General features: G+C 72.2%; 25 protein-coding genes. 18 read left to right on the forward strand and 7 right to left on the reverse strand.

Annotation, left to right across the window (positions count from 1 at the left end):
* The first annotated feature begins 96 nt into the window (after positions 1–96).
* Positions 97–834, forward strand: a complete 738-nt coding sequence (locus tag V1634_RS31315; protein WP_331211415.1) for a sugar phosphate isomerase/epimerase family protein — start codon at positions 97–99, stop codon at positions 832–834.
* 119 nt (positions 835–953) lie between these two features.
* On the opposite strand, the gene V1634_RS31320 is transcribed toward V1634_RS31315, so the two are convergent.
* Positions 954–2132 (reverse strand): hypothetical protein, encoded by a 1179-nt coding sequence (locus tag V1634_RS31320; protein ID WP_331211319.1) that lies wholly within the window; start codon positions 2130–2132, stop codon positions 954–956.
* Positions 2129–2659 (reverse strand): SigE family RNA polymerase sigma factor, encoded by a 531-nt coding sequence (locus V1634_RS31325; RefSeq protein WP_331211320.1) that lies wholly within the window; start codon positions 2657–2659, stop codon positions 2129–2131. Before V1634_RS31325 ends, V1634_RS31320 begins: the two co-directional genes overlap by 4 nt.
* Positions 2660–2789: 130 nt before the next feature.
* On the opposite strand from V1634_RS31325, the gene V1634_RS31330 reads away from it, so the two are divergent.
* A complete protein-coding gene (locus V1634_RS31330) occupies positions 2790–3131 on the forward strand; it encodes an MmcQ/YjbR family DNA-binding protein (protein WP_331211321.1) in 342 nt (113 codons plus the stop codon).
* 35 nt (positions 3132–3166) lie between these two features.
* Here the strand turns inward: V1634_RS31330 and V1634_RS31335 are convergent, their stop codons facing one another.
* Positions 3167–3967: a permease-like cell division protein FtsX gene (locus tag V1634_RS31335; protein WP_331211322.1), complete on the reverse strand. Its 801-nt coding sequence runs from the start codon at positions 3965–3967 to the stop codon at positions 3167–3169.
* A gap of 214 nt (positions 3968–4181) precedes the next feature.
* On the opposite strand from V1634_RS31335, the gene V1634_RS31340 reads away from it, so the two are divergent.
* The 7 genes from V1634_RS31340 (at position 4182) to V1634_RS31370 (ending at position 11393) form a co-directional block, all read left to right on the forward strand.
* Positions 4182–4940 (forward strand): hypothetical protein, encoded by a 759-nt coding sequence (locus V1634_RS31340; protein WP_331211323.1) that lies wholly within the window; start codon positions 4182–4184, stop codon positions 4938–4940.
* 114 nt (positions 4941–5054) lie between these two features.
* The gene (locus tag V1634_RS31345; protein WP_331211324.1) at positions 5055–5909 is read left to right on the forward strand and encodes a hypothetical protein; all 855 of its coding nucleotides are present in this window, start codon (positions 5055–5057) and stop codon (positions 5907–5909) included.
* Complete coding sequence (locus V1634_RS31350) at positions 5906–7063, forward strand: hypothetical protein (RefSeq protein WP_331211325.1); 1158 nt, start codon at positions 5906–5908, stop codon at positions 7061–7063. The genes V1634_RS31345 and V1634_RS31350 overlap by 4 nt, the downstream gene beginning before the upstream one ends.
* A gap of 58 nt (positions 7064–7121) precedes the next feature.
* Positions 7122–8645: a hypothetical protein gene (locus V1634_RS31355; RefSeq protein WP_331211326.1), complete on the forward strand. Its 1524-nt coding sequence runs from the start codon at positions 7122–7124 to the stop codon at positions 8643–8645.
* A gap of 32 nt (positions 8646–8677) precedes the next feature.
* Positions 8678–9988, forward strand: coding sequence for an AAA domain-containing protein (locus V1634_RS31360; RefSeq protein WP_331211416.1), 1311 nt, complete (start codon positions 8678–8680; stop codon positions 9986–9988).
* Positions 9989–10368: 380 nt separating this feature from the next.
* On the forward strand, positions 10369–10581 hold the full coding sequence (locus V1634_RS31365; protein WP_331211327.1) for a SitI3 family protein: 213 nt from the start codon (positions 10369–10371) through the stop codon (positions 10579–10581).
* Positions 10582–11000: 419 nt separating this feature from the next.
* On the forward strand, positions 11001–11393 hold the full coding sequence (locus V1634_RS31370; RefSeq protein WP_331211328.1) for a hypothetical protein: 393 nt from the start codon (positions 11001–11003) through the stop codon (positions 11391–11393).
* Between the two features lie 74 nt (positions 11394–11467).
* Here V1634_RS31370 and V1634_RS31375 read toward each other — a convergent pair whose 3' ends face one another.
* Complete coding sequence (locus tag V1634_RS31375; protein WP_331211329.1) at positions 11468–11767, reverse strand: hypothetical protein; 300 nt, start codon at positions 11765–11767, stop codon at positions 11468–11470.
* A gap of 56 nt (positions 11768–11823) precedes the next feature.
* Here V1634_RS31375 and V1634_RS31380 point away from each other — a divergent pair, with 56 nt between their 5' ends.
* Positions 11824–13677, forward strand: a complete 1854-nt coding sequence (locus V1634_RS31380; protein ID WP_331211330.1) for a LamG-like jellyroll fold domain-containing protein — start codon at positions 11824–11826, stop codon at positions 13675–13677.
* Between the two features lie 92 nt (positions 13678–13769).
* On the opposite strand, the gene V1634_RS31385 is transcribed toward V1634_RS31380, so the two are convergent.
* A complete protein-coding gene (locus tag V1634_RS31385) occupies positions 13770–14651 on the reverse strand; it encodes a serine hydrolase (RefSeq protein WP_331211331.1) in 882 nt (293 codons plus the stop codon).
* A gap of 58 nt (positions 14652–14709) precedes the next feature.
* Here V1634_RS31385 and V1634_RS31390 point away from each other — a divergent pair, with 58 nt between their 5' ends.
* The 5 genes from V1634_RS31390 to rpmG all read left to right on the forward strand — a co-directional run bounded on the left by V1634_RS31390 (position 14710) and on the right by rpmG (position 17635).
* The gene (locus V1634_RS31390) at positions 14710–15720 is read left to right on the forward strand and encodes a LysR family transcriptional regulator (protein ID WP_331211332.1); all 1011 of its coding nucleotides are present in this window, start codon (positions 14710–14712) and stop codon (positions 15718–15720) included.
* A gap of 37 nt (positions 15721–15757) precedes the next feature.
* A complete protein-coding gene (locus V1634_RS31395; RefSeq protein WP_331211333.1) occupies positions 15758–16507 on the forward strand; it encodes a hypothetical protein in 750 nt (249 codons plus the stop codon).
* A gap of 124 nt (positions 16508–16631) precedes the next feature.
* Positions 16632–16790, forward strand: coding sequence for a hypothetical protein (locus V1634_RS31400; protein WP_331211334.1), 159 nt, complete (start codon positions 16632–16634; stop codon positions 16788–16790).
* Positions 16791–16833: 43 nt separating this feature from the next.
* Entirely contained in the window at positions 16834–17241 is a 408-nt protein-coding gene (locus V1634_RS31405; RefSeq protein WP_331211335.1) for a VOC family protein, read from the forward strand.
* A 226-nt stretch (positions 17242–17467) separates the two neighbouring features.
* On the forward strand, positions 17468–17635 hold the full coding sequence (gene rpmG, locus V1634_RS31410) for a 50S ribosomal protein L33 (protein WP_107257639.1): 168 nt from the start codon (positions 17468–17470) through the stop codon (positions 17633–17635).
* Positions 17636–17681: 46 nt separating this feature from the next.
* On the opposite strand, the gene V1634_RS31415 is transcribed toward rpmG, so the two are convergent.
* Complete coding sequence (locus tag V1634_RS31415; RefSeq protein WP_331211336.1) at positions 17682–18293, reverse strand: CGNR zinc finger domain-containing protein; 612 nt, start codon at positions 18291–18293, stop codon at positions 17682–17684.
* 376 nt (positions 18294–18669) lie between these two features.
* Here V1634_RS31415 and V1634_RS31420 point away from each other — a divergent pair, with 376 nt between their 5' ends.
* Both V1634_RS31420 and V1634_RS31425 read left to right on the forward strand, forming a co-directional pair.
* Positions 18670–19590 (forward strand): proline dehydrogenase family protein, encoded by a 921-nt coding sequence (locus tag V1634_RS31420; protein WP_331211337.1) that lies wholly within the window; start codon positions 18670–18672, stop codon positions 19588–19590.
* 75 nt (positions 19591–19665) lie between these two features.
* Positions 19666–20436 (forward strand): DUF1963 domain-containing protein, encoded by a 771-nt coding sequence (locus V1634_RS31425; protein WP_331211338.1) that lies wholly within the window; start codon positions 19666–19668, stop codon positions 20434–20436.
* Between the two features lie 165 nt (positions 20437–20601).
* Here the strand turns inward: V1634_RS31425 and V1634_RS31430 are convergent, their stop codons facing one another.
* Positions 20602–23124, reverse strand: coding sequence for a hypothetical protein (locus V1634_RS31430; protein WP_331211339.1), 2523 nt, complete (start codon positions 23122–23124; stop codon positions 20602–20604).
* 425 nt (positions 23125–23549) lie between these two features.
* On the opposite strand from V1634_RS31430, the gene V1634_RS31435 reads away from it, so the two are divergent.
* On the forward strand, positions 23550–24254 hold the full coding sequence (locus V1634_RS31435) for a permease prefix domain 1-containing protein (protein ID WP_331211340.1): 705 nt from the start codon (positions 23550–23552) through the stop codon (positions 24252–24254).
* The last annotated feature ends 40 nt before the right edge of the window (positions 24255–24294 follow it).

Consider the following 24294-nt stretch of genomic DNA (forward strand, 5'->3'; position numbering starts at 1 on the left):
GGATGTGCCGGATCGGGCTACCCTGAGACCGTGACCACCCGCGTACTGCTGTCCAGTTCCTCGGTCTTCCCCGAGCCGACCGCGGCCGCCTTCGAGATGGCGGCGGCGCTCGGCTACGACGGGGTCGAGGTGATGGTCTGGACCGACGCGGTCAGCCAGGACGCCGGAGCGCTACAGGGCCTGGCCCGGCACTACGGCGTACCGGTGCTCTCGGTGCACTCGCCCTGCCTGCTGGTCACCCAGCGGGTCTGGAGTTCCGACCCGTGGGAGCGGCTGCGCCGCTCGGCGGTGCTGGCCGAGACCCTGGAGGCACCGACGGTGGTGGTGCACCCGCCGTTCACCTGGCAGCGGGAGTACGCCCGCTCGTTCGTCGACGGGCTCGGCAAGCTCGGCGCCGAGCACCCGGGGATCCGGTTCGCCGTGGAGAACATGTACCCGGTCCGGATGGCCGGCCGGGAGTTCGTGCCGTACATGCCGGGCTGGAACCCGACCGACATCGGCTACCCCGCCTACACCCTGGACCTGTCGCACTGCGCCGCCTCGCACAGCGACGCGCTGGAGATGGCCGACACGATGGGGGCCGGGCTGGCGCACGTACACCTCGGGGACGGCACCGGCGAGGGCCGGGACGAGCACCTGGTGCCCGGCCGGGGCACCCAGCCCTGCGCGGAGCTGCTGACCTCGCTCGCCGGGCGCGGTTTTACCGGCTCGGTCGCGGTGGAGGTCTCCACCCGGCGGGCCCGCAGCCGCGCCGACCGGGAGAGCGACCTGCGGGCGGCGCTGGAGTTCGCCCGCCAGCACCTGGCCGCGCAGGCCCCGGTCGACGCCCGCTGAGCGGGAGCCGGCGCCCGCTGAGCGAAGGCCGGCGCCCGCTCACCGAGACCCGGCCCTCGCTGAGCGAGAGCCGGCGCCGACCGGAGCGCCCGGCCGACCTCGGCCTGCCGGGCCGGGAGCTATCGCGGGCAGAGCCACCGGACCGGCAGGGCGCCGCCCATGCCGGCGATCTGGGTACCGTCGTCGTTGACCGTGCCGCCCTGGTACCGCCAGCCTTCGGCGCCGGGCAGTTTCCGCTGGTTACCGTCCGGGTCGCGGAGCAGGACCTCACCCTCGCGCCGGTTGAGCACCAACAATCCGTGCACGTTGACGGCGCCCGGGTGGTCGCTGCCGACGATGGTGGCGGTGCCGGTCTCCAGGTCCCACAGCACCGGCATCGGCGCGCCGGTGCCCAGCGCGGGAGCGCCGTTGCTCTTGGAGCCCGTGCCCTGCGCCCAGCGGCCCCGGATGCCGTGCACCGAGCCCAGGTCCGTCCCGGCCGGCAGCGGCAGTACGCTGCCCCGGCCCTCGACGTCCCACCGGTAGGGGAGGCCGGCCTTGTGCAGGCCGCCGATCACCACCCCCGAGTCGGCGATGCCGGTGGCGAACGCCCCGTCCGCCGGGGCCGGCAGTACCTCCATCCGGACAGAGCCGGCCAGGTCACGCCAGACGACGGCCCGCTCCGGCCGGCCGAACAGGGTGCCGGCGACCTCGCCCCGGGCGTTGATTCCCTGCGCCGTGCCGCCGGTGTATCCGGCCGGGACCGGCAGCCAGACCAGCTTGCCGTCGACGTACGCCCACGGGGCATCCTGCCCGTTCGACCCGGTGGCACTGCCCACCACGACGCCGTTGTCGTTGACGTCCCGGGCTATCGCGTCCGCCTCGACCGGGACCGACCGCAGCCGCCCCTCCTGCCACCAGGCGGGGAGGTTCGCGATCCCGGGGCGCTGGAAGCTGCCGACCAGGTGCCGCCCGTTCGGGGAACCGGCCAGCACCGCTCCCGAGGTCGCGCCGGCAGGCAGCGGCAGGTGTTCGAGGGTGCAGGCGGCGGTCGCCGGGGAGGCGCTCGGCGCGACGGTGCCGGCCGGACCGGGGGGCGGGGCGGTGTCGTCGTCCCACGGGAGGAACCCGCCCATCACCAGTACGAGGGCGGCGGCCGGCAGCAGCGCCCCGAGGGCGGTCGCCGTGGTACGCCGTCGCCGGCCGGCACGTTGCCCGGCGGCCAGCAGCCCGTCCGCGCTGAGCCGCCCCGCCGGAGGGGTGACGGCGGCCAACCGGGCCCGCAGGTAGCGGGCGTCTTCGTCGTCGGGTTCTGTCACTGGTTTCCCGCCTCCTGTAACTGACCCGGACTGCCCGTCGGCCACTGGCCGCGCAGCAACTCCCGCATCGCGGCGAGCCCCCGGGAGGTCTGGCTCTTGACGGTGCCGGTGGAGCAGTTGAGGACGGCCGCCGTCTCGGCCACCGACATGTCGCAGAAGAACCGCAGCACCAGTACGCTGCGCTGGCTGCGGCTCAGCGTGCCGAGCGCGGCGCGTACGGCGTCGGCGTCCTCGCTGCTGGCGGCGGGTTCCGCCGCCAGCTCCGGTACCCGCCAGGCGAGTAGCACCCGGGCCCAGGACCGGCGGCTCTCGTCGACGTAGCGGCGTACCAGGATGCGGTGCACGTAGCCGTCGAGGTTCTCGACGGCGCGGATTCTCGACCAGCGCAGGTAGACGCAGACCAGCGTCGACTGGACGATGTCGTCGGCCCGGTTGGCGTCACCGCAGAGCAGGTACGCGGTCCGTCGTAATCGGTCGAGTGACGCCGAGACGTACTCGACGTAGTCCTGATCCTCTTCCGCCGTCACCCGGGCTCCTCTCCGCTGCGTCTACTCGTTATCGGAGTGACACGGCGGTTCGGTTGCCGGTCGGCGGAAGAATCTTCGCCGGGGTGCCGGACCGGCGCCGCTTGTCGGTACCCCTCGTTACGCTCGGCCGATGGTGACCGTAGCCGACGTACGGGCGCTGGCCCGGACACTGCCGCGCAGCAGCGAGCACCTGATCCGCGACCGGGTGAAGTTCCGGGTCGGCGCGATCGTCTACGTCGCCTTCTCCCGGGACGAGGAGACGATGGGTTTCGGCTTCCCGAAGGAGGAGCGCGCGGCCCTGGTCGCCGCTGACCCCGAGCTGTTCCTCCTGCCCGGCGAGTCGGACCTGCGCTTCAACTGGGTGTGCTGCCGGCTCGCCCGGCTCGACCACGAGCAGATGACCGAGTTGGTCACCGAGGCGTGGCGGATGGTGGTTCCCAAGTTCCTGGCCCGGCAGCGGCTGGGCGGCTGACCGGCTGGATCTGCCGCTGGTGGCGGGGCAGGCTGTCAGCCGCCCCGCTTCGGCGGCAGCACCACCCGGGCGACGCCGGGCAGCCGGCAGAGTTCGGCGTCCAGTTCGGAGGTGGCGACCCGGTCGGCGGCGGCCTGGTCGGCCAGCTCGACCTGGTACAGATCATGGCGGCGAGGTGGCAGCATCGGGGTGGCCGAGCCGGTGCGTTCCGGACCGGTCGTGCCGTCGGTGTCGTCCCGGGGCTCCAGCCGGACCGCGACCACATCCGGGAGGGCACGCAGCTTCGCCTCGACCGCCTGCCGCTCCGACTCCGAGATCGTCCTCGACAGGTACACCCAGATCTCGCGCCAGTCCCCCTTCTTCGGCGCGGGCGACAGACTTCCCCAGGCGCAGCTCTGCACGGCCGGGGCCGACGGTGGCGGGGTGGGCCCGGATCCTCCCTGGTAATAGACCACGTCGTCGACCCCGGGCAGCTCACGCAGTTCGGCGACGAGCGGACCGGCGACGGCACGGTCGAAGGCGTCCCGGTCGCGCAGGGTCAGCCTGAAGGACTCGGGGAGCTTGTCGGCGCGTACCCCGTCGAGCAGGTCCGGATTGTCCGCCAACTGCTCCTTGATGTCCGCGTACGCCTGCTCCCGGCTCCGGAAGCTGACCTCGGCCGCGTCCGGTACGCCGCGCAGCCTCTCCTGCACCGCCTGCTTCTGCTCCGGGGTCACGTCGGCGGTGAGGAAGACCGTGATCGGCGGATTGACCCGCTCGACGGGGTCCGGCCGGCAACCGGCCAGACCACTGGCCAACAGGGCCATCAGCACCAAGGTCGTCACCGCTCTGCGCACGGCGCGCAGCGTAGCGGAGCGCGGCGACCCGACGCGGCCGGTTTTCCGGCGGTCTTCCACCCAGGACTGTCGGGGCGGTCCCTGGTCGGGGGCGTCCGGTAGGGTGCCCCGGGTGCGACGGATGGCTGCCCTGGTGCTGATCGGAATCGTCACGGTGGTTGGCGGCTGCGGGCCAGGTGAGGTGCCCGAGCCGCAGGTGGAACCCTCACACAGGGTGTCGTATTCGATCAGTGCCTCCGGCACGGCCAACGAGAGCCTGAAGATCAGCTACGCCGGCCCGGACGGCGGCGGCGTCGAGGCGGCGTCGCCGGGGACGGTGCCCTTCTGGAGTACCGAGGTCACCACCAAGCCGGGCGTCGCCCTCCTCTTCGTACAGGGCAACGCGAACAGCTCCGACCTGTCGTACCAACTGACCTGCACCATCAAGGTGGACGGCGTCGAGGTGGTCCACGGCAGCGGCCCGTACTCGTGCGCGGCGCAGTTCGAGCTGTCGAGGCTGCCGTCGGTCCTGGCGGAGAAGGCACCGTCGGCCGCGTCCGGTCCGACCACCCCTGCGGTGGCCCTGCCGTCGGCTCCGGCGACGCCGTCCGGACGGCCGCAGGTGGCGGGCTGCGGATTCGTCGAGGGGGAGGAGGTGAGCCGGATCGTCAGCGAGCTGGCCAGCGCGTCCAAGCCGGTGCAGAAGGTGAGCGGGGACCGGAACCGGTGCACCTACGTCCTCGACCACGACCTCACCCAGGTCACCATGACGTGGCGGCCGGGCGACAAGGCGGAGCAGGTCTTCGGCGGGCCGAAGGTCTCCGGCCTCGGGGTCACCGCGTACTGGGCGGACCTGGGCAGCTTCGGGGTGCTTGAGGCACAACTGCCCAAGGGCGCGTTCAACGTGCGGGTCGACGTCAAGGGCCTGAACATCGACCTGCGGGAGTTCGCCATCGCCGTGTTCAAGGCGGCGAAGCCGCGACTGCCCAAGTGACGCCCGCGCCGCCCGGTGCGGCGGTCCAGCGGCCGTGAGGTGCCGGGCGACGCGCGACGGCGCGCCGCGACGCTGGTAATTGCTGGAAAAGAGTGGAACTCGTACGCTGCGAGCGTGGCCGAGTCGGTGGACGCGATCGAGCACCGGATCGACGCCCTGCGGGCCGAGATCCGGCGCGCGGTGGCGACCCGGGACACCGGCCGGACCCGGGCACTCCGGGCCGAGCTGCGGGCCGCCGAGCGCGACTGGGAGCAGGCGGTCGCCGATCTCGCCGACCTCGCCGACCCGGTCGAGGAGACGCAGGCGGGGGCCGGACCCGGGCCGGTCGGATCGCTGCTGCCGGTACGTGAGCAGGTACACCACGCGCTGACCCTGCTCTCCGTACCGGCCGCGCCGAAACTGATCGCCGAGGTGCACGCGGCGTTCTTCGGCCCGTCGGCACCGAGCCTGGCCGCGAACCGCCTCACCCACCTGCGACGGGACGAGAAGCGCTCGTTCGAGACGGCGCCGTACGGCCGGCCGTACCATCTCTGCGCGGCGCTGACCGCCGCGCACCTGGCACCGGCGCGGGGCCTGATCGCGGTCTCCACCTGGCCGCTGGAACGGAGGATCGTCGGCCCGCTCAGCCCTCGGGTCGACTTCCTCACCGCGGCGGTCCGGGTCGCCCGGCGGGCCGGCACGATGCCGGACGGCAGCGCCCCGGTCAGCAGACTGCTGTGGCGGTTCGCCACCAACATCCCCGGCGCCACCAACATCCCCGGCCCGACCGGATCACCGGCAACACTTGATCGCCATGACACAGTGGATCCGCAGACGGTGATCCGGGCGGCCGAGGCCGAACAGGCGGTACACGCCGAAGCCGACCGGGCACAGCGGAAGGCGGCGGCCGACCGGGCCCGCCGGCAGCTCGACGACGTGCAACAACTCTTCGGCAGTACGCTGCGGACGCTCCAGAGGAAGACGGCATGACGAGCATCAGCATGGACACCGGCAGGAGCACCGCCGATCGGCTGGCCGCGATCCGGGGTGGGGCGAAGCCGAAGCGGCACAACGCGCGTACCATCGCCGCGCTGACCCGCAACCCCGGCTGCGCCCGCCGGGCCGTGCTCGACACGGCCGGGGTGGACAAGCAGCGGCTGGCGGCGTACGTCGACTTTCCGGCCCGGTTCGGGCAGTCCGGCTTCGCCATCGCCCGGGGCAACGCGTTCGAGGCGCAGGTGAAGGCGAGCGGCGCCGCCGAGCTGGTGAGACTGCTCCGGGAACGGCTCGGGCTGCCGATTCCCGAGGTGGCGTACGACGACCTGGAGACGGTGACCGGGCGGGAGAAGGAAACCCCCGAGGTCCGGTACGCCCGCTCCCGGGCTCTGCTGCTGCGGGCCGCCGCCGGGGAGGAGGACGCCGGCACGCTCTTCGACCACCCGCTGCTCGCCCTGGAGGTGGCCGGCCAGCGGGTCTATCTCGAACCGGACCTGATCGCCTTCCAGCACGAGGGGCGGTTCCACGTCGTCGAGATCAAGTCGTTCGCGGTGGTCGACGGGCAGGCCGACCCGGGCAAGGTGTCGGCGGCGGCGATCCAGGCGGCCGTCTACGTGCTGGCGATGCGGCAGATGCTGGCCGAGGCCGGGCACGACCCGGAGATCGTGGCGCACGACGTGGTGCTGGTCTGCCCGCGCGACTTCTCCAACTCGCCGACGGCGGTGCTGGTCGACGTACGCCGGCAGTTGGCCGTACTGCGACGGCAGCTCGGCCGGATGACGAAGGTCGACGCGATGCTGGCCGCCCTGCCGGCGAACCTCAGCTTCGACCTGGCCCCGGACGCCGACGGGGTGCCGACCCGGGCCCCGGAGGCGCTGGTCGAGGCGTTGCGGACGGTGGACGCCCGGTACGCCCCGGACTGCCTGTCGGTCTGCGAGCTGGCCTACTTCTGCCGGGCCGAGGCGCGCGGCTGCACCGCCGCGCTCGGCACCTCGGCCCGGGAGGAGCTGGGCGGCATCGAGCGGGTCGAGACCGCGCTCGGGCTGGCGAAGGGCGAGCTGAGCCCGGCCGAGGAGCAGGAGGAGGCGGCGGCGCTGCTCCGCAACGCCGCCCGGCTCCGCGCCGAGGTGCTCGGGACGGCGGGATGATCCTGCTGTCCGGGCCCGCCGGGCCGGTGACGGCGGCGGTGGTTGCCGGGACGGTGGCGTGAGCACGCTGACCGCGCTGGCCAGGGCCGAGGCGGTGGCGGCCGGGCACGCCCAGCGGATCACGACCGTACGCCACCTGCACGTCGCGGACCGGCCGCTGGTCTTCATCCCGCTGAGCATGGCCGGCGAGGCGAACGCCCCGCTGGCCGCACTGGTCGGCACCGACCCGGCCGAGCCGAGACTGCTGGTGGTGCCGCAGCCGCGCAACCGGGACCAGCGGTTCGGCTTCGCCGCCGAGCTGGCCGAGGTGCTGCTGCCCTACCTGGACAGCTTCCGGGGCGTCACCGAGGCGGTCGCGGCCAACCGGGGCCGGGAGGTCCGCTACCGGTACGTCGACGCGCCGCAGGTGCTGGTGCCCAACTCGGCGGGGATCGGGTTCGTCCGGCTGTTCGGGCGGTCGACCCGGTTCCGGCGCACCGACGGCGACTATCCGGTGCATCCGTCGGTGCCGCTGCTCGGGCAGTGGTTGACGTTCCTGGCGGACCGGGCGGAGCATCCGGGCTCGGGGATGTTGCTGGCGATGACCGAGGCGCTCGGGCTGCACTGGGCGACCGGGCAGTCCGCGCTGGAGGATGCCCATCTGGCGGCGCTGCTGGCCTGGATCGACCCCGGGGACGGGTTGAGCGGGGCGGATGCGGCGGTGATGGCCGAGGACCCGCTGCGCTGGCCGCCGGCCGGGCCGGCCACGGATCCGACCTTCGACAACGAGGTGCTGGCGCCGGCGATGGCCGCCTACCAGGAGGCGGCGGGGAGTGGCGACGAGCTGCGGCGGTCGCGGGCTCGGGGCGTACTCGAAGAAGCCCTGCGGTCGCAGCTCACGCCGACCTGGGAGCTGATGTGGCGGGGCGTCTCGCTGCTCCGGGGACTGCCGGTCGGGGCGCGGGTTCCCGGGCGCTGGGCCGAGGACCGGGACGTCTTCAGCACCTTCACCCTCTATGTCGACGGGGGCGGCTATCCGCAGCCGCGCCGGGACGGGGCGGTCAACGCGGCGCAACGGCTGCACCGGCTCGAACGGGCGTTGCAGTCGTACGCCGTCCAGCGCGCCTACGACGACCCGCTGGTGATGGCCGACTACCGGCTGACCGGGGAGGCGTTCGTGGGTGAGGTGACGTTGGCGGATCCGAATCGGATCGACGACAGCGGGAAGCGGCGGGTGCTGCGGCCCCGGATCCAGGTGACGACGGGTGATCCGGTGCAGGTGACGGTGGGGGCGGTGCTGCACTCGCCGAGCCGGCCGGGGCAGAAGGCCCGGGTCGTCTTCGTGACGCCGGACCGGTCGACCGGTCGGACGGACGTGGTGTTGGAGCTGTCGGGTGGGTTGGGGCGGTCGTTGAGTCCGGCGCCGGGGAGCGTGCCGGAGGTGGGAGATTCGCTCTGCTACACGACGCTGTCGGACTCGTTCATGCCGCCGGGGGAGTTCCCGAGCCGGGAGGAGACGCCGTGGACGCACGGCGGGCCGCCGCAGGCGTACGAGGAGCCGGTCGAGCCGACCGTGGACGACGCTCGGGAGGAGTGGTCGTGAGGTCTGCTGTTCCGTCCTCTTCCAAGCTGGTGCTGCCGCCGGGTGAGGCGGCGCGGCGGGTGGTCGGGGAGGTACTGGCCGACCTGCACAGCGGCGACCATCGTGGGGTGGTGGTGGACTCGCCGCCCGGGGCGGGAAAGTCGACCCTGGTGGTGCGGGCGGCGGGCGAGCTGGCCGAGGCGGGCGAGCCGCTGATCGTGGTCGCGCAGACGAACGAGCAGGTCGACGACCTGATCGACCGGTTGGCGCAGGCGAAGCCGGAGCTGGCGATCGGGCGGTTGTCGGCGAACGACTACACGGCTACGGACCGGATCAAGAACTATTCGACGGTCCGGGTCGCGGCGAAGGTCGCGGACCTGGGCCCGTCGTCCGTGATCATCGGTACGGCCGCCAAGTGGGCACTGGTCCCGGAGGGGCGCTGGCCGTGGGCGATCGTGGACGAGGCGTACCAGATGCGCTCCGATGCGCTGCTGCGGGTGGCGGGGCGGTTCGACCGGGCATTGTTCGTCGGTGATCCGGGGCAGCTGGATCCGTTCTCGACGGTGGAAACTGAGCGGTGGACCGGGCTGACCTGGGATCCGATGCAGTCGGCGGTGGCGGCGCTGCTGCGACACAACCCTGATCTGCCGGTACACCGGTTGCCGGTGTCGTGGCGGCTGCCGGCGTCGGCGGCCCCGGTGGTGGCGGAGGCGTTCTATCCGTTCACCGGGTTCTCGGCGGGAACCACGGCTGCGCAGCGGTCGCTGACTTTTGCGACCGCTGGGTTCGGTGGTGGGGCGGTGGACGAGGCGCTGGAGATGGCGGCGTCCACCGGGTGGGCGCTGTACGAGCTGCCGGCGCGGCACACGCTGCGGACGGATTCGGAGGCGGCGGCGGCCTGTGCGCGGTTGGCGTTGCGGGTGCTGGAGCGGGGTGCGGTGGCGGTGTCGGAGCGTTCTCCCGAGGGCGCTGCGGTGACCGCCGACCGGATCGCGGTCGGGGCGGCGCATCGGGACCAGGTGGCGGCGATCCGGGCGCGGCTCGGGGCGGCCGGGGCCGGGATCACGGTGGACACGGCGAATCGCTTGCAGGGGCGCGAGTACGACGTGGTGATCGTGCTGCATCCGCTGTCGGGGCGGCGGGACGCGACCGCGTTCCACCTGGAGGCGGGGCGGCTGTGTGTGCTGGTGTCGCGGCACCGGCACGCGTGTGTGGTGGTGGCCCGGGCGGGGATCAGCGAGCTGCTGGACGCGCATCCGTCGACCGAGCCGGTGCACCTGAACGTACCGGTCAAGTTCCCGGACGGCTGGGAAGCCAACCAGGCCATAGCCGCGCACCTTGGCGGCCGCAGGGCGCTCGGCTAACCTACCGCGCCCAGAATGGTAGGCAAGAACGTCCCTGGGTTTACGGAACGAATTGCCGGGTGTCGCATCTCGTCTGCGTCTGATGAAGCCGCTGATTCCCAGACCTTCTGCACCGCACCGAACAACTGATCAATCCGGGGCGCGGCCCTGGCGCCCTGCGACTTGCTTGTCTCGAAGGAGACGTTCCGCCACCCACCGCGACGAGTCCGATGCTCGCAGTTTGCCAGCGGGCGGAGCCACCCCTGAAGCCGATGCTCAAGGGCGAGACCGGCGACCTCTAGGGAGATATCGTCAGGAAGCTGCGCCGCCTCAGGTAGCGCCGGCCACATCAGGACAAGCACGCGATGCCAGATTTCCGGTGGGAACGTGTTCGCCAAGTGGTGGCTTTCTCCGATGGGCAGGTGGTGCTGGCGTTCTTCAACGACTACCCGGCGTACGGGGTGCTGCTGTTCAACGGCGAACGGGTCATCCTGCAGCGCGTCGACGGACCCGTCGTGATCGACAGTTCCTGGGAGGACTGGGCGGAGGTGCCGGGCATGCGGCACCTGGTCGCGGGACTCGAGCGCCGCCACCTGCCGCAGCCCCTGCTGTAACTCGGGCCACCCGTCGACACGTACGCCAGCGCCCCGCCCGATCCCGACCTGCCACCGCCGGCCGACCAGTACTTCGGCCCCCGGCTGAGCCAGACGGAGCGTCGGGCTCGTCCCACCACATCGAACCGACCGACGCCGTACCACATGCCGTGAATTAGCCCGTGTCAGGCGGCCCAGGGCATCCATGCCGAAATGTGTCAGGATAGCCGTACATGGATGTCTGACCTCTGCGGGAGGATCGGGTGGCGTTCTGGCACGTCCGAGATCGGATACGCCTCGAAGCGGGGCATGTCCTGGATCTGGCCTCGGACGGTGGCGGGTTCGGCATTCAATACTGCGAGACGGCCCGTACCGCCAAACGCCCGACACACGGCAAGGCTGAGCAGCGGATTCAGTGCGGACACTGTGGACACGTCATCGTGTTCACCGTCTATTCCACCGCCCTGACCCGGCGGCACCGCTTCATCGCGTACGGCCTCGGCGCCGTCCTGCTGGCCGTCGCCGCCCTGGTCTACGGCATCGGCATCGACGCCGTCGTCTCGGCCGCCAGCCCGCTCTGGCCACTGCTGCTCGCCGCAGCCGAGATCGCCCTGATCGTGCTGGCCCTCGGATTCCTCGGCTACGCCGCCATGTTCGAGTACGGCGTCCGGTCGCCCCGGATGTGGCGTGGCGGGCCGGTGCCCCGCGACTCCCACCTGGCGATGTTCGACCCGCACCTCGGCAGCAAGCCGCTGTCCCACACCGGCCGGGCCAGCTCCTCGATCCACCATCAGCACACCGACGACCGTCCCACCGGGTCAGGCTCCACCTGACCCCGCACCAGCCAGCACCGCCTCCACTCCCCGACCGGCGGCACTGATCGGGCGATCGGGGCTCAGGTGGCGGCCTACCGGCCGGGAGGCTGGACCGGTGGTGGGCCCGGCAGCACCGGACCGTGGCCGCCGCCGTCCTGGCGGCGGTGCTCGCGACGGAGGTACACCCGGCGAGCGTCGTCCGAAAAGTTGACCACCCGCCACCCCTGGGCCTCAAGCAGCTCGGCTGCGGCCATGGTCTTCTGGAGCACGGTCACGCCCAGCCCGCCGACGCTCTCCACGCAGACGAACGTCAGCGGATAGTTGTGCAGCCGTACCTGCCCCGAGAGGATGTCCGTGGCCCTGAACCCACGAGGCGGTGGGGGCATCGTCATCCGCCCACGATAGTTGCCCGGCCCGAGGCGCCGTCGGGACTCCGAGGAGGACGACCATGGCAGAGGGTGCGAGCCGGCGCGGGTTCCTCCAGGGCGCCGGACTGGTCGGGGCCGGGCTGGTCAGCGGCGTCACCACTGGCGCGATGGTGCCGGCCGCCACCGTCGCCTGGCAACGGGCCGCCGCCGACGAGGACGCTCCGGACACCGCCTCGCCCCGGTTCACCCTCGCCGTCGTCCCGGACACCCAGTACCTCTTCGACGGCGACCGGGGCGACAGCGCACCGCTGACCGCGACACTGCGCTGGATCGTGGCGCACCGCTCGGAGCGGAACATCGTGCACACCGCCCACCTCGGGGACATCGTCGAGAACGGGGCCGCCGCCGAGCTTGCCGAGGCGGGTCGGGTCTTCGACATCCTCGACCGGCACCGGGTGCCGTACAGCGTGCTGGCCGGCAACCACGACGTCGACGCCTCCACCACCGACCAGCGTGGACCGAGCGCGTACCTGGAGGTCTTCGGGCCGCACCGGCTACGCCGGCAGCCGACGTACGGCGGCGGCACGCCGGACGGCTACAACACGTACCACGTCTTCTCCGCCGCCGGACGCGAGTGGCTGCTGCTGGCGCTGGACTGGCGGCCGTCGGACGGCACGCTCGACTGGGTGCGGTCGGTGCTGGCGGCGCATCCGACCAGCCCGGCCATCCTGACCACCCACGACCTTGCCGACGCCGACCACGCCGGTGCCACCTGGCTCTCCGGGCACGGCCAGCGGCTCTGGGACCGGCTCGTCAGGGACAGCGACCAGATCTTCCTCACCCTCAACGGGCACTACTGGCCGCCCGGGCGCACCGTGCTGCGCAATGACGCCGGCCGGGACGTGCGGGTGCACATCACCAACTACCAGAACCGTTACTACGGCGGCGGCGGGATGCTCCGGCTCTACTCGTTCGACCTGGCCCGGAACACCATCGACGTCGAGACGCTCTCGCCGTGGATCCTCGGCCAGTCGGCGCAGCGGCGCAACGCGCTGGCCCGGCGGGAGGTCGAGCTGACCGACCCGGCCAACCGGTTCAGCCTGGCGGTCGACTTCGCCGACCGGTTCGCCGGCTTCGCCCCGGTCGCCCGCCGCGCGGCGCGCGGGCCGGCCGCCGTGGTCGATGACGGCGTCGTCGCGTACTGGCGGTTCGACCAGGGGCGGGACGGCGCGGCGGTACCGGAGGGCTTCCGGGTCGAGGACCTCTCCGGCCGGAACAACCACCTGACCCGGCTCAGCCTGCCCGGTGGCCGTCCGGAGGTGCTCCGCTGGTCGGCCGAGCACCACGACGACCAGCCGGCGCACGGCAGCCTCTTCTTCTCCGGCGGCCGGCAGGCGGGCCCGGGCGGCTACCTGCGTACGGTCGACGGTGCGCCGCTGAACGCGGCGACGTTCCGGCAGGGCTACACGATCGAGGCGTTCGTGAAGCTGCCGGCCGACGTCCGGGAGAGCGGCTCGGGCGGGATGGGCATCCTGAGCCGGTACGGCACCGGCCGGGACGCCGGCAAGACCGGAGCCGACCCGGCGGAGCCGACCGCGCTGCTCGGGCTCTCCGCCGGGATGGCACTGAAGTGGGCCGTCTTCCCTACCGAGCTGGACGGCATCGTCGCCAACTGGGGGCACGAGCTGACCGCCGGAGAATGGTGCCACGTCGCGGTGGTGAACGACGGCCGGCTCAGCACCCTCTACGTCGACGGTGCCCGGCTGCTCCGCAACCCCTCCGTCGCGGCGTCCGGGCTGGCCACCTCGGGCGATTCGTGGCTGGTCGGGGCGTACCACCACGACCGGATCCCGCAGCCGGGCTTCAACGGGTGGATCGGTGACATCCGGATCGCCGACCGCCCGCTGCCGGTCGACCGGTTCCTCCGGGCCTGAACGCGCCCCGGTATCCGTCCCGCTGCGAGGCCGGCGGACCGGCCATATCCGTTCGGATATCAAGCCAGCTCGCGGCCATGAGTCGGTGACGGTCAGCCGGCGCGCAGGGCCTCGACGGCGGTCCGGGCCGCCTCGCCGATCGCCAGGTCGACGTCGATCCGGCGGGTCGCCAGCCGCCGGGTCCGGGCGAAGACCGCGATCGCGTACCGGCCGCCGTCCGGATACTCCGCGACCCCGGCCTCGGCGTGCAGGCCGGGCAGGGTGCCGATCTTCGCGGCCACCCGTACCCCGGGCGGGAAGCCGGAGGCGATCCGGGTCCAGAAGAGCTGCCGGCCCATGAGTTCCCGGACCAGCGCACCCGCCGGAACCGGGCCCGCCTCGTCCCGCCAGATCAGGCCGAGCAGCCGGGTGACCTCCCGGGCCGTACTGGAGGTGGTCCGCTCCGGATCGTGTACCCGCATCGCCCGGATCCGCTCCTCCGGCAGCAGCGGGAAGATCTGCGCGAACTCGGCGTCGTCCCGCGCGCCGACGTCGGCGTACATCGACTCCAGCAGTTGCCGGGGCCCGCCGAGGATCCGGGTACGGGTCAGTCCCAGCTCGGCCGCGAGCAGCGGCAGCACGTCCGGACCGACCCGGCGCAGCAGCAGGTCGGCGGCGCTGTTGTCGGTGACCGTGATGGCGAAGTACGCCAGGTCGCGCAGCGACACCTCGACGTCGTCGGCACAGCCGGCCGTACCCCAGCCGCCCAACCGGTCCTCGGCGCGCACCACCACCCGCTCGGTCGGGTCGAGTTGCCCGGCGGCGGCCTGCCGGGCGAACTCCAGTACCAGCAGGATCTTGAAGATCGAGGCGAGCACCACCTGGTCGTCGGCGCCGATGCCCAGCTCGGCCCCGCCGTCGATGTCGGTGACGTGCAGCCGGGCGTCGACGCCCACCTCGTCGAATATCCCGGTGATGGCTTCCACGGTCGGCACCTGGCGACGATAGCCGGCCGGCGGGCGGCTCCGATATCCGAACTCATATCATCAGCCGGTGGACCTGGCCCGGCACCTGCGGCAGTTCGTCGTGGTGGCCGAGGAGCTGCACTTCGGCCGGGCCGCCGAGATTCTCGGCATCGCCCAGCCGCCGCTGAGCCAGTCGATCCAGCGGCTGGAGCGGGAGCTCGGCGTCGTGCTCTTCGACCGCTCCCGGCGCCAGATCAGCCTGACCACCGCCGGGCAGCTCCTGCTGGCCGAGGCGCCGACCCTGCTCGCCGCCGAGGAACGCATCCGGATCGTGATGCGCAAGGCCCGGGACGGCGAGATCGGGACGTTGCGGGCGGGGGTACCGCCGGAGACCCCGGCCGTCACACTCCAGTCACTGCTGCACACGATGGCCGACCGGGCGCCCGGACTGGACGTGGACCTCCAGGAGCTGACCAGCGCGGAGCAGCTCCGGATGCTTGCCGAGGCCCGCCTCGACGTCGGGCTGGTGCACCACCCGGTCCGGGCCGAGGGGCTGCGGGTCGGGCCGGTCGTCGAGGTCCGGTTGGGGGTACTGCTGCCGCGCGCCTCGCCGCTGGCCCAGTTGCGGGAGGTGGCCCTGGCCGACCTCGCCGGGTACGACCTGGCGATCTTTCCCCGGGCCACCGCGCCGGACTGGCACGACCAGGTCCTCGACGTGTGTCGCCGGCAGGGCTTCACGCCCCGGCGGGTCCGGCACGCCGGCAACCCCGAGTTCCTGTTGGGTCTGGTGCTCGCCCGGGGATGCGTGGCGTTCGAGCCGGAGTCGACGGCCCGGCGGGAGCCCCGGGTCGCCTGGCGGCCGTTGACCGAACCGGTGTTGCGGCGCCGCACCTCGGCGGTCTGGCCGGACCGGGCGGCGCATCCGGCCGCGTCGACCTTCGCCGAGACCGCCGCCGAGATCCTGGCCGGGCCGGCACCGGCCGCCCCGACCGTGCTGCGCCCGGACCAGCCCCGCCCGTGGTCGGTGGTCTATCCACCGGACGACTTCCCCGAGCGCGCTCGACCGGGGCCGGGTGGGCGGAGGCGCTCGGTAGAGTGACCCGTCGTCCCGGCCCCGCACCTTCCGGAAGGTCCGCATGACGTTGTCCGCCCAGCGGGCCCGACGGTGGCGGCAGATCCTCTTCGAGCTGGTGCCCGAGCTTCCCGGTGAGTGGTCGGTCCGGGGTACCGGCCTCGGCACGTCGCTGGTCCGGGAGCCGCTGGACTGGGCACTCTGCTGGATCGGCTACTCCGGTTCGCCGAGCCGGCCCGTGGGCTGGGTCTCCGCCGGGGTGCAGCCGCTGGTGACGCCGCCGCTCGGCTTCGAGCTGACGTACGGCATCCGGATGGACGAGGTCCGCGCCGGCCCGCGTACCGTCGACCTGCTCTCCGACGACGCGGCCGACGGCACCCGGCGGTTCGTACTGGACGCGGCCCTGGCCAAGATCGACGCCTGGCCGGCCGAGCGTCTCGCCGAGGTGGCCGAGCGGGACTTCGCCCAGGAACCGCACCGCCGCCGCAGGCACTGGCATCACCTACCCGGCTGGCGGGTAGCCAGCGGCACCGGATCACCGGTCGAACCCGCGGAGCGGCTCGCCGAGCTGTGCCGGCAGGAGGTCGGTACGGCCACCGGCCGGGGCAACCAGGCCCGCGATCACCTCGGCGATGGGCGCGTCGGCGCCCGGCTGGCGGACCGGGGTGCGTTCTACGAGCGGCTGTCCGAGGCATGGCGCGACGGCGGATCCGGGGCGGCGCTGCGGCTGCTGGCCGAGCAACGCGACCAGGCGCTCGGCGCGTGCAAGCTCGACCGGGTGGCCACCGCGCCGCCGCTCGACCCCACTCCGTGAGCCGACGTTCCGTCCTGCCGCCCGGCGGCGGTGTGCCGGCGCGGTGCGAACGGAACCGTGCGGCGAGGCGGCGGCCGGCCGCCCACGGACGGTGGTTTCCGGCGGGACTGTCGCTCCGACCGGCTTGAATGGCGGGGCGGCCGTCTGCCGCAAGGCCGGGTTCGAGTTGTGCGGCGAGACCGAGTTCGAGTTGTGCGGCGAGACCGAGTTCGAGTTCCCGAAGGGGCGGCTGATGCGCTCCAACGACTGGCGACTCGACCTGACCGGAGCCGGCCGGCGCTGAGCTTCGGCGTCCGGGTCCAGCCGATCCGGGTAAAGTCCTGTCGATGCATCGTTCCCGGACGTACGCGGTCATCATCGACACGCCGGAGGCGGAGGTCGCCGCCGCCGCAAACTTCTGGTCGGGGGTGTTCGGCACCCCGGCCCGGCCGGAGCCGGACGAACCGCAGTTCCAGGTGCTGAGCCGGGCGATTCCGGGCCTGACGACGGCGATCCAGTCGGTCGACGCGCCGGCCCGCTACCACCTCGACATCGAGACCGACGACGTGCCGGCCGAGGTGGCCCGGCTGATCGCGCTCGGCGCCACCGAGGTCTCGACCTGGCTGGACTGCCACGTGCTCCGGGCACCGGGCGGTCACCTGCTCTGTGTGATCCCGGTGGCCAGTGATCCCGAGCTGTTCCGCGCCCAGGCCCGCACCTGGCCGGACCCACCGTCCGAACCGGACGGTGCGTAGCCGTGGCCGTGGCCCCGGCGGATGGGTCCGGGTGGGCGGGTTAGAGTCGCCCGCCCGGTGGAACTCGGCGGGCGGGGGCCGGGGAAGGTCCTGGTCGGGACGAAACCGGTCGCCGCGGTAGTTCGCGGTCGAGGAGGAACCAGATGTCCAGACGAAGCGCCCGAGCCGACGCCCAACCGAGCGACGGCACCGAGCGGGCCTCGGAGCGGCGGGAGGTGACGCGCTGATGGCCCGGCGCAACGACGTACGCCCGATCGTCAAACTGCGCAGTACCGGCGGCAGCGGCTACACGTACGTGACCCGGAAGAACCGCCGCAACGACCCGGACCGGCTGGTGGTGCGCAAGTACGATCCGGTGCTCCGCCGGCACGTGGAGTTCCGCGAGGAGCGCTGACGGCCGCCCCTGCGCTGTGGGCAGGGGCGGCGCCGCCGCGAGACGGTCAGCCGACCGGGGTCGGAGTCTTCTGCTCCACTGGAGTCTCCTCCACCGGAGTCTTCTCCATCCCGGTCGCGACGGGTGCCTGCGCCTCCACCGCAGCCCGCTTCCGGGCCCGGTGCGCCGCCACGTGCGACCGGGTGGCGCAGCGTTCCGAGCAGAACCGCCGGCAGCAGTTGGACGAGGTGTCCAGATAGACGTTGCCGCACCGGTCGTCGGCGCAGACGCCGAACCGGGAGCTGCCGTACTCGCACAGCCAGACCGAGAGGCCCCAGACCGCACCGGCGAGGAACTCGGCACTCACCGAGGCGCCCCGGCTGGTCACGTGCATGTGCCAGTCCTTGGCGTCGTGCCCGGAGATGCGTGGTTGGACGGGATAACTCTCCAGAAGCGAATTCAGTTCGGTCACGGCGTCGGCGTCCCGTCCCGAGGAGCCGAATTCGAAGACGTCCCGCAGCCGTTTCTGGGCCCGACGGAAGGCGGCGACGTCCCGTTCGGTCACCTCGTCGCGCATCCAGCCGTGCTCATCGGTGAAAACGGCCCGCAGGCCGTCGAGGTCGTCGAGTCGCGCGTTGACGAGATCGACCCCGGTCCGGGCGTACGCGTCGAAGTTCACCCGACAACCGTAGACGACTGACGGCTCCGGTGGTGCGTCCATGTAGCGGCGAAGGAACCGCGCGTAGCGGTCGGTGCTCCGGTGCCGGCCGCCCGTGGCCCGGACACCGCCGCCCGCCGATCGCCAACCAACCGCCCCCCGGCACCGGGTGATTATCCGATAACGACGGTATCGGGCGAAATTGCTGTCAACACCATCCTTCGTCACCTAAATCCCGGACGTGTTTCGACGTTCGACCGCACGGTTCGCGGCATGCCGGTTCAGCGGGTCGCGGTCGCCGGGGCAGGGCCCGGTCGCGGCGGAGTGGGTGCTGGCGGAGAGCGGCCGGGCCTCCGGTCCCCGAGTACGGGCAACCGGCTGGCGTTACGCTCAGCTCATGCTCCGATCGGTCATCCTCGCCGCCTCCCGGTCATCCCGGATCGAGCGGCTCGTCGAGACGGCCCCGTTCACCCGGGACGTCGTACGCCGGTTCGTCGCCGGCACCACCACCGACGACGCGCTGCGCGCCACCCGCCAGCTCGTCGCCGACGGTCTCGCGGTCTCCATCGACCACCTGGGCGAGGACACCGTCGGTGCGGACCAGGCGATCGCCGTCCGGGACGAATACCTGGCCCTGCTCGGCGGACTCGCCGGGGCCGGGCTCACCCCGCCGGCCGAGGTCAGCGTCAAGCTCTCCGCGCTCGGGCAGAAGTTCGACGAGCGGCTGGCCCGGGAGCACGCGCACGCGATATGCGCCGCCGCCGCCTCGGCGGGGACCACGGTCACCCTGGACATGGAGGACCACACCACCACCGACTCGACCCTGGACATCCTCGCCGAGCTGCGCAAGGACTTTCCGGGTACCGGGGCGGTGCTCCAGGCGTACCTTCGGCGTACCGAGGCGGACTGTCGGGAGCTGGCCACCCCGGGGTCGCGGGTGCGGCTCTGCAAGGGGGCCTACAAGGAGCCGGAGTCGGTGGCGTACCAGTCCGCCCGGGAAGTGGACAAATCGTACGTCCGGTGCCTGAACGTCCTGCTCTCCGGCCAGGGGTACCCGATGGTCGCCACCCACGACCCCCGGCTGATCGCGATTGCCGAGGACCGGTCCCGGTGGTTCGACCGTACGCCGGAGGAGTTCGAGTTCCAGCTCCTCTACGGGGTACGCCCGGACGAGCAGGCCCGGCTCGCCGAGGCCGGCCACACCGTACGCGTCTATCTGCCGTACGGCACCGACTGGTACGGCTACCTGATGCGTCGGCTCGCCGAGCGCCCCGCCAACCTGGCGTTCTTCGCCCGCGCCGTGGCGACCCGGGGATAGCGCCCGGTTCCCCGGCCCCGCCCGGCCCTCGGCCTGACTGGGATCGGCCCGCCCGGCCTGGCATCCTCGGACGCCATGGACTACTCCCGCGCGGTGGCGGCGTTGCGTGCCGCCCTCGCCGACTCACCCCGGGCACCCGCGGCTCCCGAGCTGGTGGAACAGATCCTCGGCCTGCTGCGCCCCTCGGTCGGACTCGCCGTACCGGCCCGGTCCCGCAACGGCGGGACTCCCGGACCGGTCGCCGGCTGGTACGGCGGACTGCCCGGGCTACCGGACGGCGCGCCGTGGCCGTACCACCAGGGTCGGCCGATGACGCTGCTGGCCCGGCTCGACTGTGCCGCGCTGGCGCCGCTGCTCGGTCCGGAGTGGACGCTGCCCCGGGACGGGGCGCTGCTCTTCTTCGTCGACGAGTGGCAGCACGCGGACTTCGGAGCGGATCCGGGTGACGACGGTTGCGCCGTGCTGCACGTACCCGTCGGGTCGCCGGACCGGGCCGCTCCGCCGGAGGTGGTGCTGATCCCGGCGCTGCCGCTGGTCGCCGCCCCGGTCCTGGCCGCACCCGACTACGCCGAGCCGGAACTCGCGCCGGTCTTCTCGACCGACCCGGTCAGGGTGATGAGCCTGGTCACCGAGATCCGCGACCGGCTGCCGACGGTGCGGCACCGGCTGCTGGGCTGGCCGGACGATCCGGTTGTGGAACTGCCGGGCCATCGGCCGCTGTTGACACTTGAGGCCGAGGAGGGGACCGCCTGGGGCGAGCTGGTCGGTGTCTCGTTCTGGATCGACGGCCCGGATCTGGCGGCGGGCCGGTTGTCCCGGGTACGCAGGGTCCTAGACGTCGCCTGACCCACCCGGCGGCCCTTGCCGGGACCCGGACAGGCGCATCCGGCCCGCCGAGGGTGCGATCTGCTGATCGTTCCCCCGACGGACCGGATGCGTCCGCTCCGTCACCGGTCATGGTCTCCGTTGCCGGCTACCGTCACCGGTCACCTGCGCCTCGGGTGCCGAGGATCAGCCGAAGCAGTTGTCGACCGTTTCCTTGCCGGCGCAGTTGTCAGGCCGGTTCTTGCTGATGACGGTGTCGTCGTCCACCTTGACCTTGGCGTGCTCGGCGAAGAGCCCGCCGCCCTTCTTGGTCGCGTCGTTCTCGACGATCTTGCTCTTCTTCAGTTCGAGCGAACCGCCCTCGACCGCGATGCCGCCACCGACCGAACGCGCGCCGACGGCGCTGTTCTTGCTGACCTCGGTGTTCCGCACGATCACCTCGGACTTCTCGGCGAAGATGCCGCCGCCGTCGCCCCGCGTGGTGTTCTTGGTGATCTTGCTGTCGTCCACCGTGAGCAGGCCCTTGATGGTGGCGATGCCGCCGCCGTCCTTGGTACCGAGGTTCTTGCTGACGTGCAGCCCCCGGACCGTGAGGGTGGCGTCCTTGTTGAAGAGGCCGCCGCCGACCTTCGCGGTGTTGCCGTTGACCTCGCCGTCCCAGACCTTGGTCCGGGCCGAGACGCTGGCGATGCCGCCGCCCTCTGCCGCGTTGTTGTGCTCGAAGGCGCTCTTGGTGATGTCGGCCGCCCCCTGGTAGTTGGCGAGCCCACCGCCGGCCTTGTCGGCGCTGTTGCTGAAGAACTCGGACTTCTCCACGGTGAGGACGCCACCGTTGAGGATCCCGCCACCGTTGCCGGCGGAGTTGTTCTCCTCGAACTTGCTCTCCGCGACCGCCAGGTGGCCGTCGTTGAAGATCGCGCCGCCGCCGCCGTCCTTGGCGAGTGCGGTGCTGTCCGAGATGGTGACCCGCTTGACCTTGGCGCTGGCGCCGTGGTCGACCGAGATCGCGCCGCCGGTGTCCGCCCGCCCGTTCTCCAGGAAGACGTCGCTCAACTCCAGCTCCCCGCCGTCCCGGACGGTGAAGAAGCGGAAGTCCTTGGCGTAGCTGTCCCGGGTGATGGTCGCGCCCTCACCCTTGATCTTGATCGGGGCCTTGATCACCGGCAGGCCGGACCGGTCGTTCTTCTTGTCGTACTTCTTGTCGTTCTTCTTCTCGTCCTTCTTGCCGTTCGGGCTACCCATCGCCCCTGACGCACCGGCAGGGCCGTTGGCGGCGTCGGACGGCGCCTTGCCGTAGTCCTTCTCGCCCTTGCCGTTGTGCTTCTCGCCGCTGTCGTCGTACGCGGTGAGCGTGTAGGTGCACTTCGGCGCGAGCTTGAGGCTGCCGCCGCCCTCGGCGTTGGCGTGTACCAGTGCGGCGATGAGCCTGTCGGGGTCGCACGGTACGGACGTCACCTTCTCGTCCTCGCGCTTGTCCTCGCCCCCGCGCTTGTCCTCGCCCCCGCGCTTGTCCTCGCCCCCGCGCTTGTCCTCGCCCCCGCGCTTGTCCTCGTCCCCGCGCTTGTCCGAACCGCAGCCCTCGCGGCCCTCCTGGGATCCGCCGTTCCAGCCGGAGCCTTCCGAGCCGGAGCCTTCCGAGCCGGAGCCTTCCGAGCCGGAACCTTGCGAGCCGGAACCCTGCGAGCCGGAACCCTGCCAGCCCGAGCCGTTCTCGCCGCCGCTCTGGGAGCCGCCGTGCCAGCGAGAGCTGTCGGAGCCGGGAGTCTCCCCGGACGAGCCCTTCTCGTCGCCGCCCTGCGATCCGCCCTGGGACCCGCCCTGCGATCCGCCTTGCCAGCCGGAGCCGCCCTGGGACCCGCCCTGCGATCCGCCTTGCCAGCCGGAGCCGCCCTGGGACCCGCCCTGCGATCCGCCTTGCCAGCCGGAGCCGCCCTGCGACCCGCCCTGCGATCCGCCCTGCCAGCCGGAGCCGCCCTGCGATCCGCCCTGCCAGCCGGAGCCGTTGGAGCCGTTGGAGTCCTTGTCGTCCTTGGAGTCCTTCGAGTCCTTGGCGTCCTTGTCGTCCTTGGAACCCTCGTGCTTCTCCTTGGCGTCCTTGGACTCGGTGGCCGGTCCGGCCTTCGGGTCCTTGGTCGCGGTCGGTCCGGCCTTGGGGTCCTTGGTCGCCGTCGGTCCGGCCTTCGGGTCCTTCGACTCCTCCGGCTTCGCCTTCGAGTCCTTGGACTCGGCGGCCGGTCCGGCCTTCGGGTCCTTGGTCGCCGTCGGTCCCGCCTTGGGGTCCTTCGACTCCTCCGGCTTCGCCTTGGAGTCCTTCGTGTCGCGCGGCGCGGCCTTCGACTCCTCGGCCTTCTTGTCGTCGTGGCCCTGCCAGCCACCACCGGGCTTGCAGTAGTCCTGCCAGTTGCCACCCTGGGAGTCCCCGCCACCCTCGTGCTTGCCGTTCTGGTCCTTGGGATCTTCGTGCCTGCCCCGGTCCTTGCCCTCGTCGCCCTTGTCGTCGTTGCTGGCGGCGACGATGGACAACTGCCCCAGGTCCACGTCTGCCAGACCCTTGTCGCCGGCCAACGTGGCGACACCGGCCAGTCCGGCCGCGCCGGCCACCAGGCTGCCGGCGACGATGCCCCCGGCTAAGAACCAGCGGGACCGACGCCTTTTCGGCCGAGTCGTGGGCTGACGGGGATCCACGTGGCTCCCTTGGAATTCGGACATCAAGCTCCCTGCCTTTCGAATACAAGACACGGCCGCACCATCTGGGGCGCGGAGGGCCACAAATAGGTTGTAGCCACTTAAGGTCACCGTACGGTGCTCTTCAGTGCATCGCGGGCCTATATGAAGAAAACCCACGAACCAGTGGAATTGAGGTCTCTGAGCGCTCGAAAAGCGCTAACCGGATAGATGCGGGGCAGATCCTGGCAATCCAATTTCGGGCAGAAAAAAGCAGACAGTGACGCGATCGGACGGATCGCTCTTACTGGCCGAGTCGGCCAGAGCAGGGATAATTCGTACATCGCGCGCAGTGAGCCCATCCGGCTCATCCGGCGCATTGCGGCGGTGCCCACGCGAAACAGGTCGCATCGGGGTGTCAGGGTTCCTCCGGATGGCCGCCGGCCGCTCCGCCGGGAGAGACTGAACCGGTGACCGCCCCGATCGACGAGTACGTCCGCGCGGTCGGCGACCGGCTGCGCGGTTCCGCGAGATTGCGGGCCGACATGCTGGCCGAGATCCGGGACGCGCTGGTCGACGCCGCCGAGGCGCACCGGCACGACGGGCTGACCCTCGGGGAGGCGCAACGGCTGGCCGTCCGGGAGTTCGGTTCGGCGCAGCGCATCGCGGCGGGGCTACAGGACGTGCTGGCGGTGGCGCAGGGACGGCGTACCGCGCTGCTGCTCCTCGGAGTGCTCGCCGCCCAGTACGGCACGACGGAGCTGTTGGGCCGGCTCGGGGGCTGGCAGCAGTTCTGGGACGGCGCGCAGCCCGGAGCGGCGTACCTGTGGCTGGCCCGGGCGACGGACACCTTCGCCGGGCTCGCCCTCGGCACCGCCCTGGTGGCGGTCGTCCTGCTGCGCTGGGGGCCACGGCACTTCGACATCCGGCCGGCGGCGATCCGGTTGACCGCCGTACTCGCCTCGGTGGTGGTCGGGGTGACCATGGTCTGCGGCGTGCTGCTGGCCGTACTGCCGCCCGGGAACGGAGGCGTGCAGGCGCTGGTCGGCGGGGTGGGCTCGGCTGTCTCGTCGGCCCTGCTGCTCGGCTCGGCGCGGCACTGCTGGCAGGCCGCCGCCGAGCGGCCGTACTCCCGGGCGGCGGCACGACTGGCCGGGTCGTGGGCGGGCCGCTGAGGGCAGGTTCGCGCGGCTGGACGATTGGTCGTACTCTCCG

The organism is Plantactinospora veratri (assembly GCF_036421995.1).
GTDB classification, from domain to species: Bacteria; Actinomycetota; Actinomycetes; order Mycobacteriales; family Micromonosporaceae; genus Plantactinospora; species Plantactinospora veratri.

What these genes read in the sequence shown, in the direction of transcription:
- V1634_RS31330 (WP_331211321.1), top strand. Translation starts at nt 2,790, where the DNA reads ATGGTGACCGTAGCCGACGTACGGGCGCTGGCCCGGACACTGCCGCGC.
- V1634_RS31405 (WP_331211335.1), top strand. Translation starts at nt 16,834, where the DNA reads ATGCATCGTTCCCGGACGTACGCGGTCATCATCGACACGCCGGAGGCG.
- rpmG (WP_107257639.1), top strand. Translation starts at nt 17,468, where the DNA reads ATGGCCCGGCGCAACGACGTACGCCCGATCGTCAAACTGCGCAGTACC.
- V1634_RS31430 (WP_331211339.1), bottom strand. Translation starts at nt 23,124, where the DNA reads ATGTCCGAATTCCAAGGGAGCCACGTGGATCCCCGTCAGCCCACGACT.
- V1634_RS31315 (WP_331211415.1), top strand. Translation starts at nt 97, where the DNA reads ATGGCGGCGGCGCTCGGCTACGACGGGGTCGAGGTGATGGTCTGGACC.
- V1634_RS31395 (WP_331211333.1), top strand. Translation starts at nt 15,758, where the DNA reads ATGACGTTGTCCGCCCAGCGGGCCCGACGGTGGCGGCAGATCCTCTTC.
- V1634_RS31425 (WP_331211338.1), top strand. Translation starts at nt 19,666, where the DNA reads ATGGACTACTCCCGCGCGGTGGCGGCGTTGCGTGCCGCCCTCGCCGAC.
- V1634_RS31380 (WP_331211330.1), top strand. Translation starts at nt 11,824, where the DNA reads ATGGCAGAGGGTGCGAGCCGGCGCGGGTTCCTCCAGGGCGCCGGACTG.
- V1634_RS31375 (WP_331211329.1), bottom strand. Translation starts at nt 11,767, where the DNA reads ATGACGATGCCCCCACCGCCTCGTGGGTTCAGGGCCACGGACATCCTC.
- V1634_RS31420 (WP_331211337.1), top strand. Translation starts at nt 18,670, where the DNA reads ATGCTCCGATCGGTCATCCTCGCCGCCTCCCGGTCATCCCGGATCGAG.
- V1634_RS31350 (WP_331211325.1), top strand. Translation starts at nt 5,906, where the DNA reads ATGACGAGCATCAGCATGGACACCGGCAGGAGCACCGCCGATCGGCTG.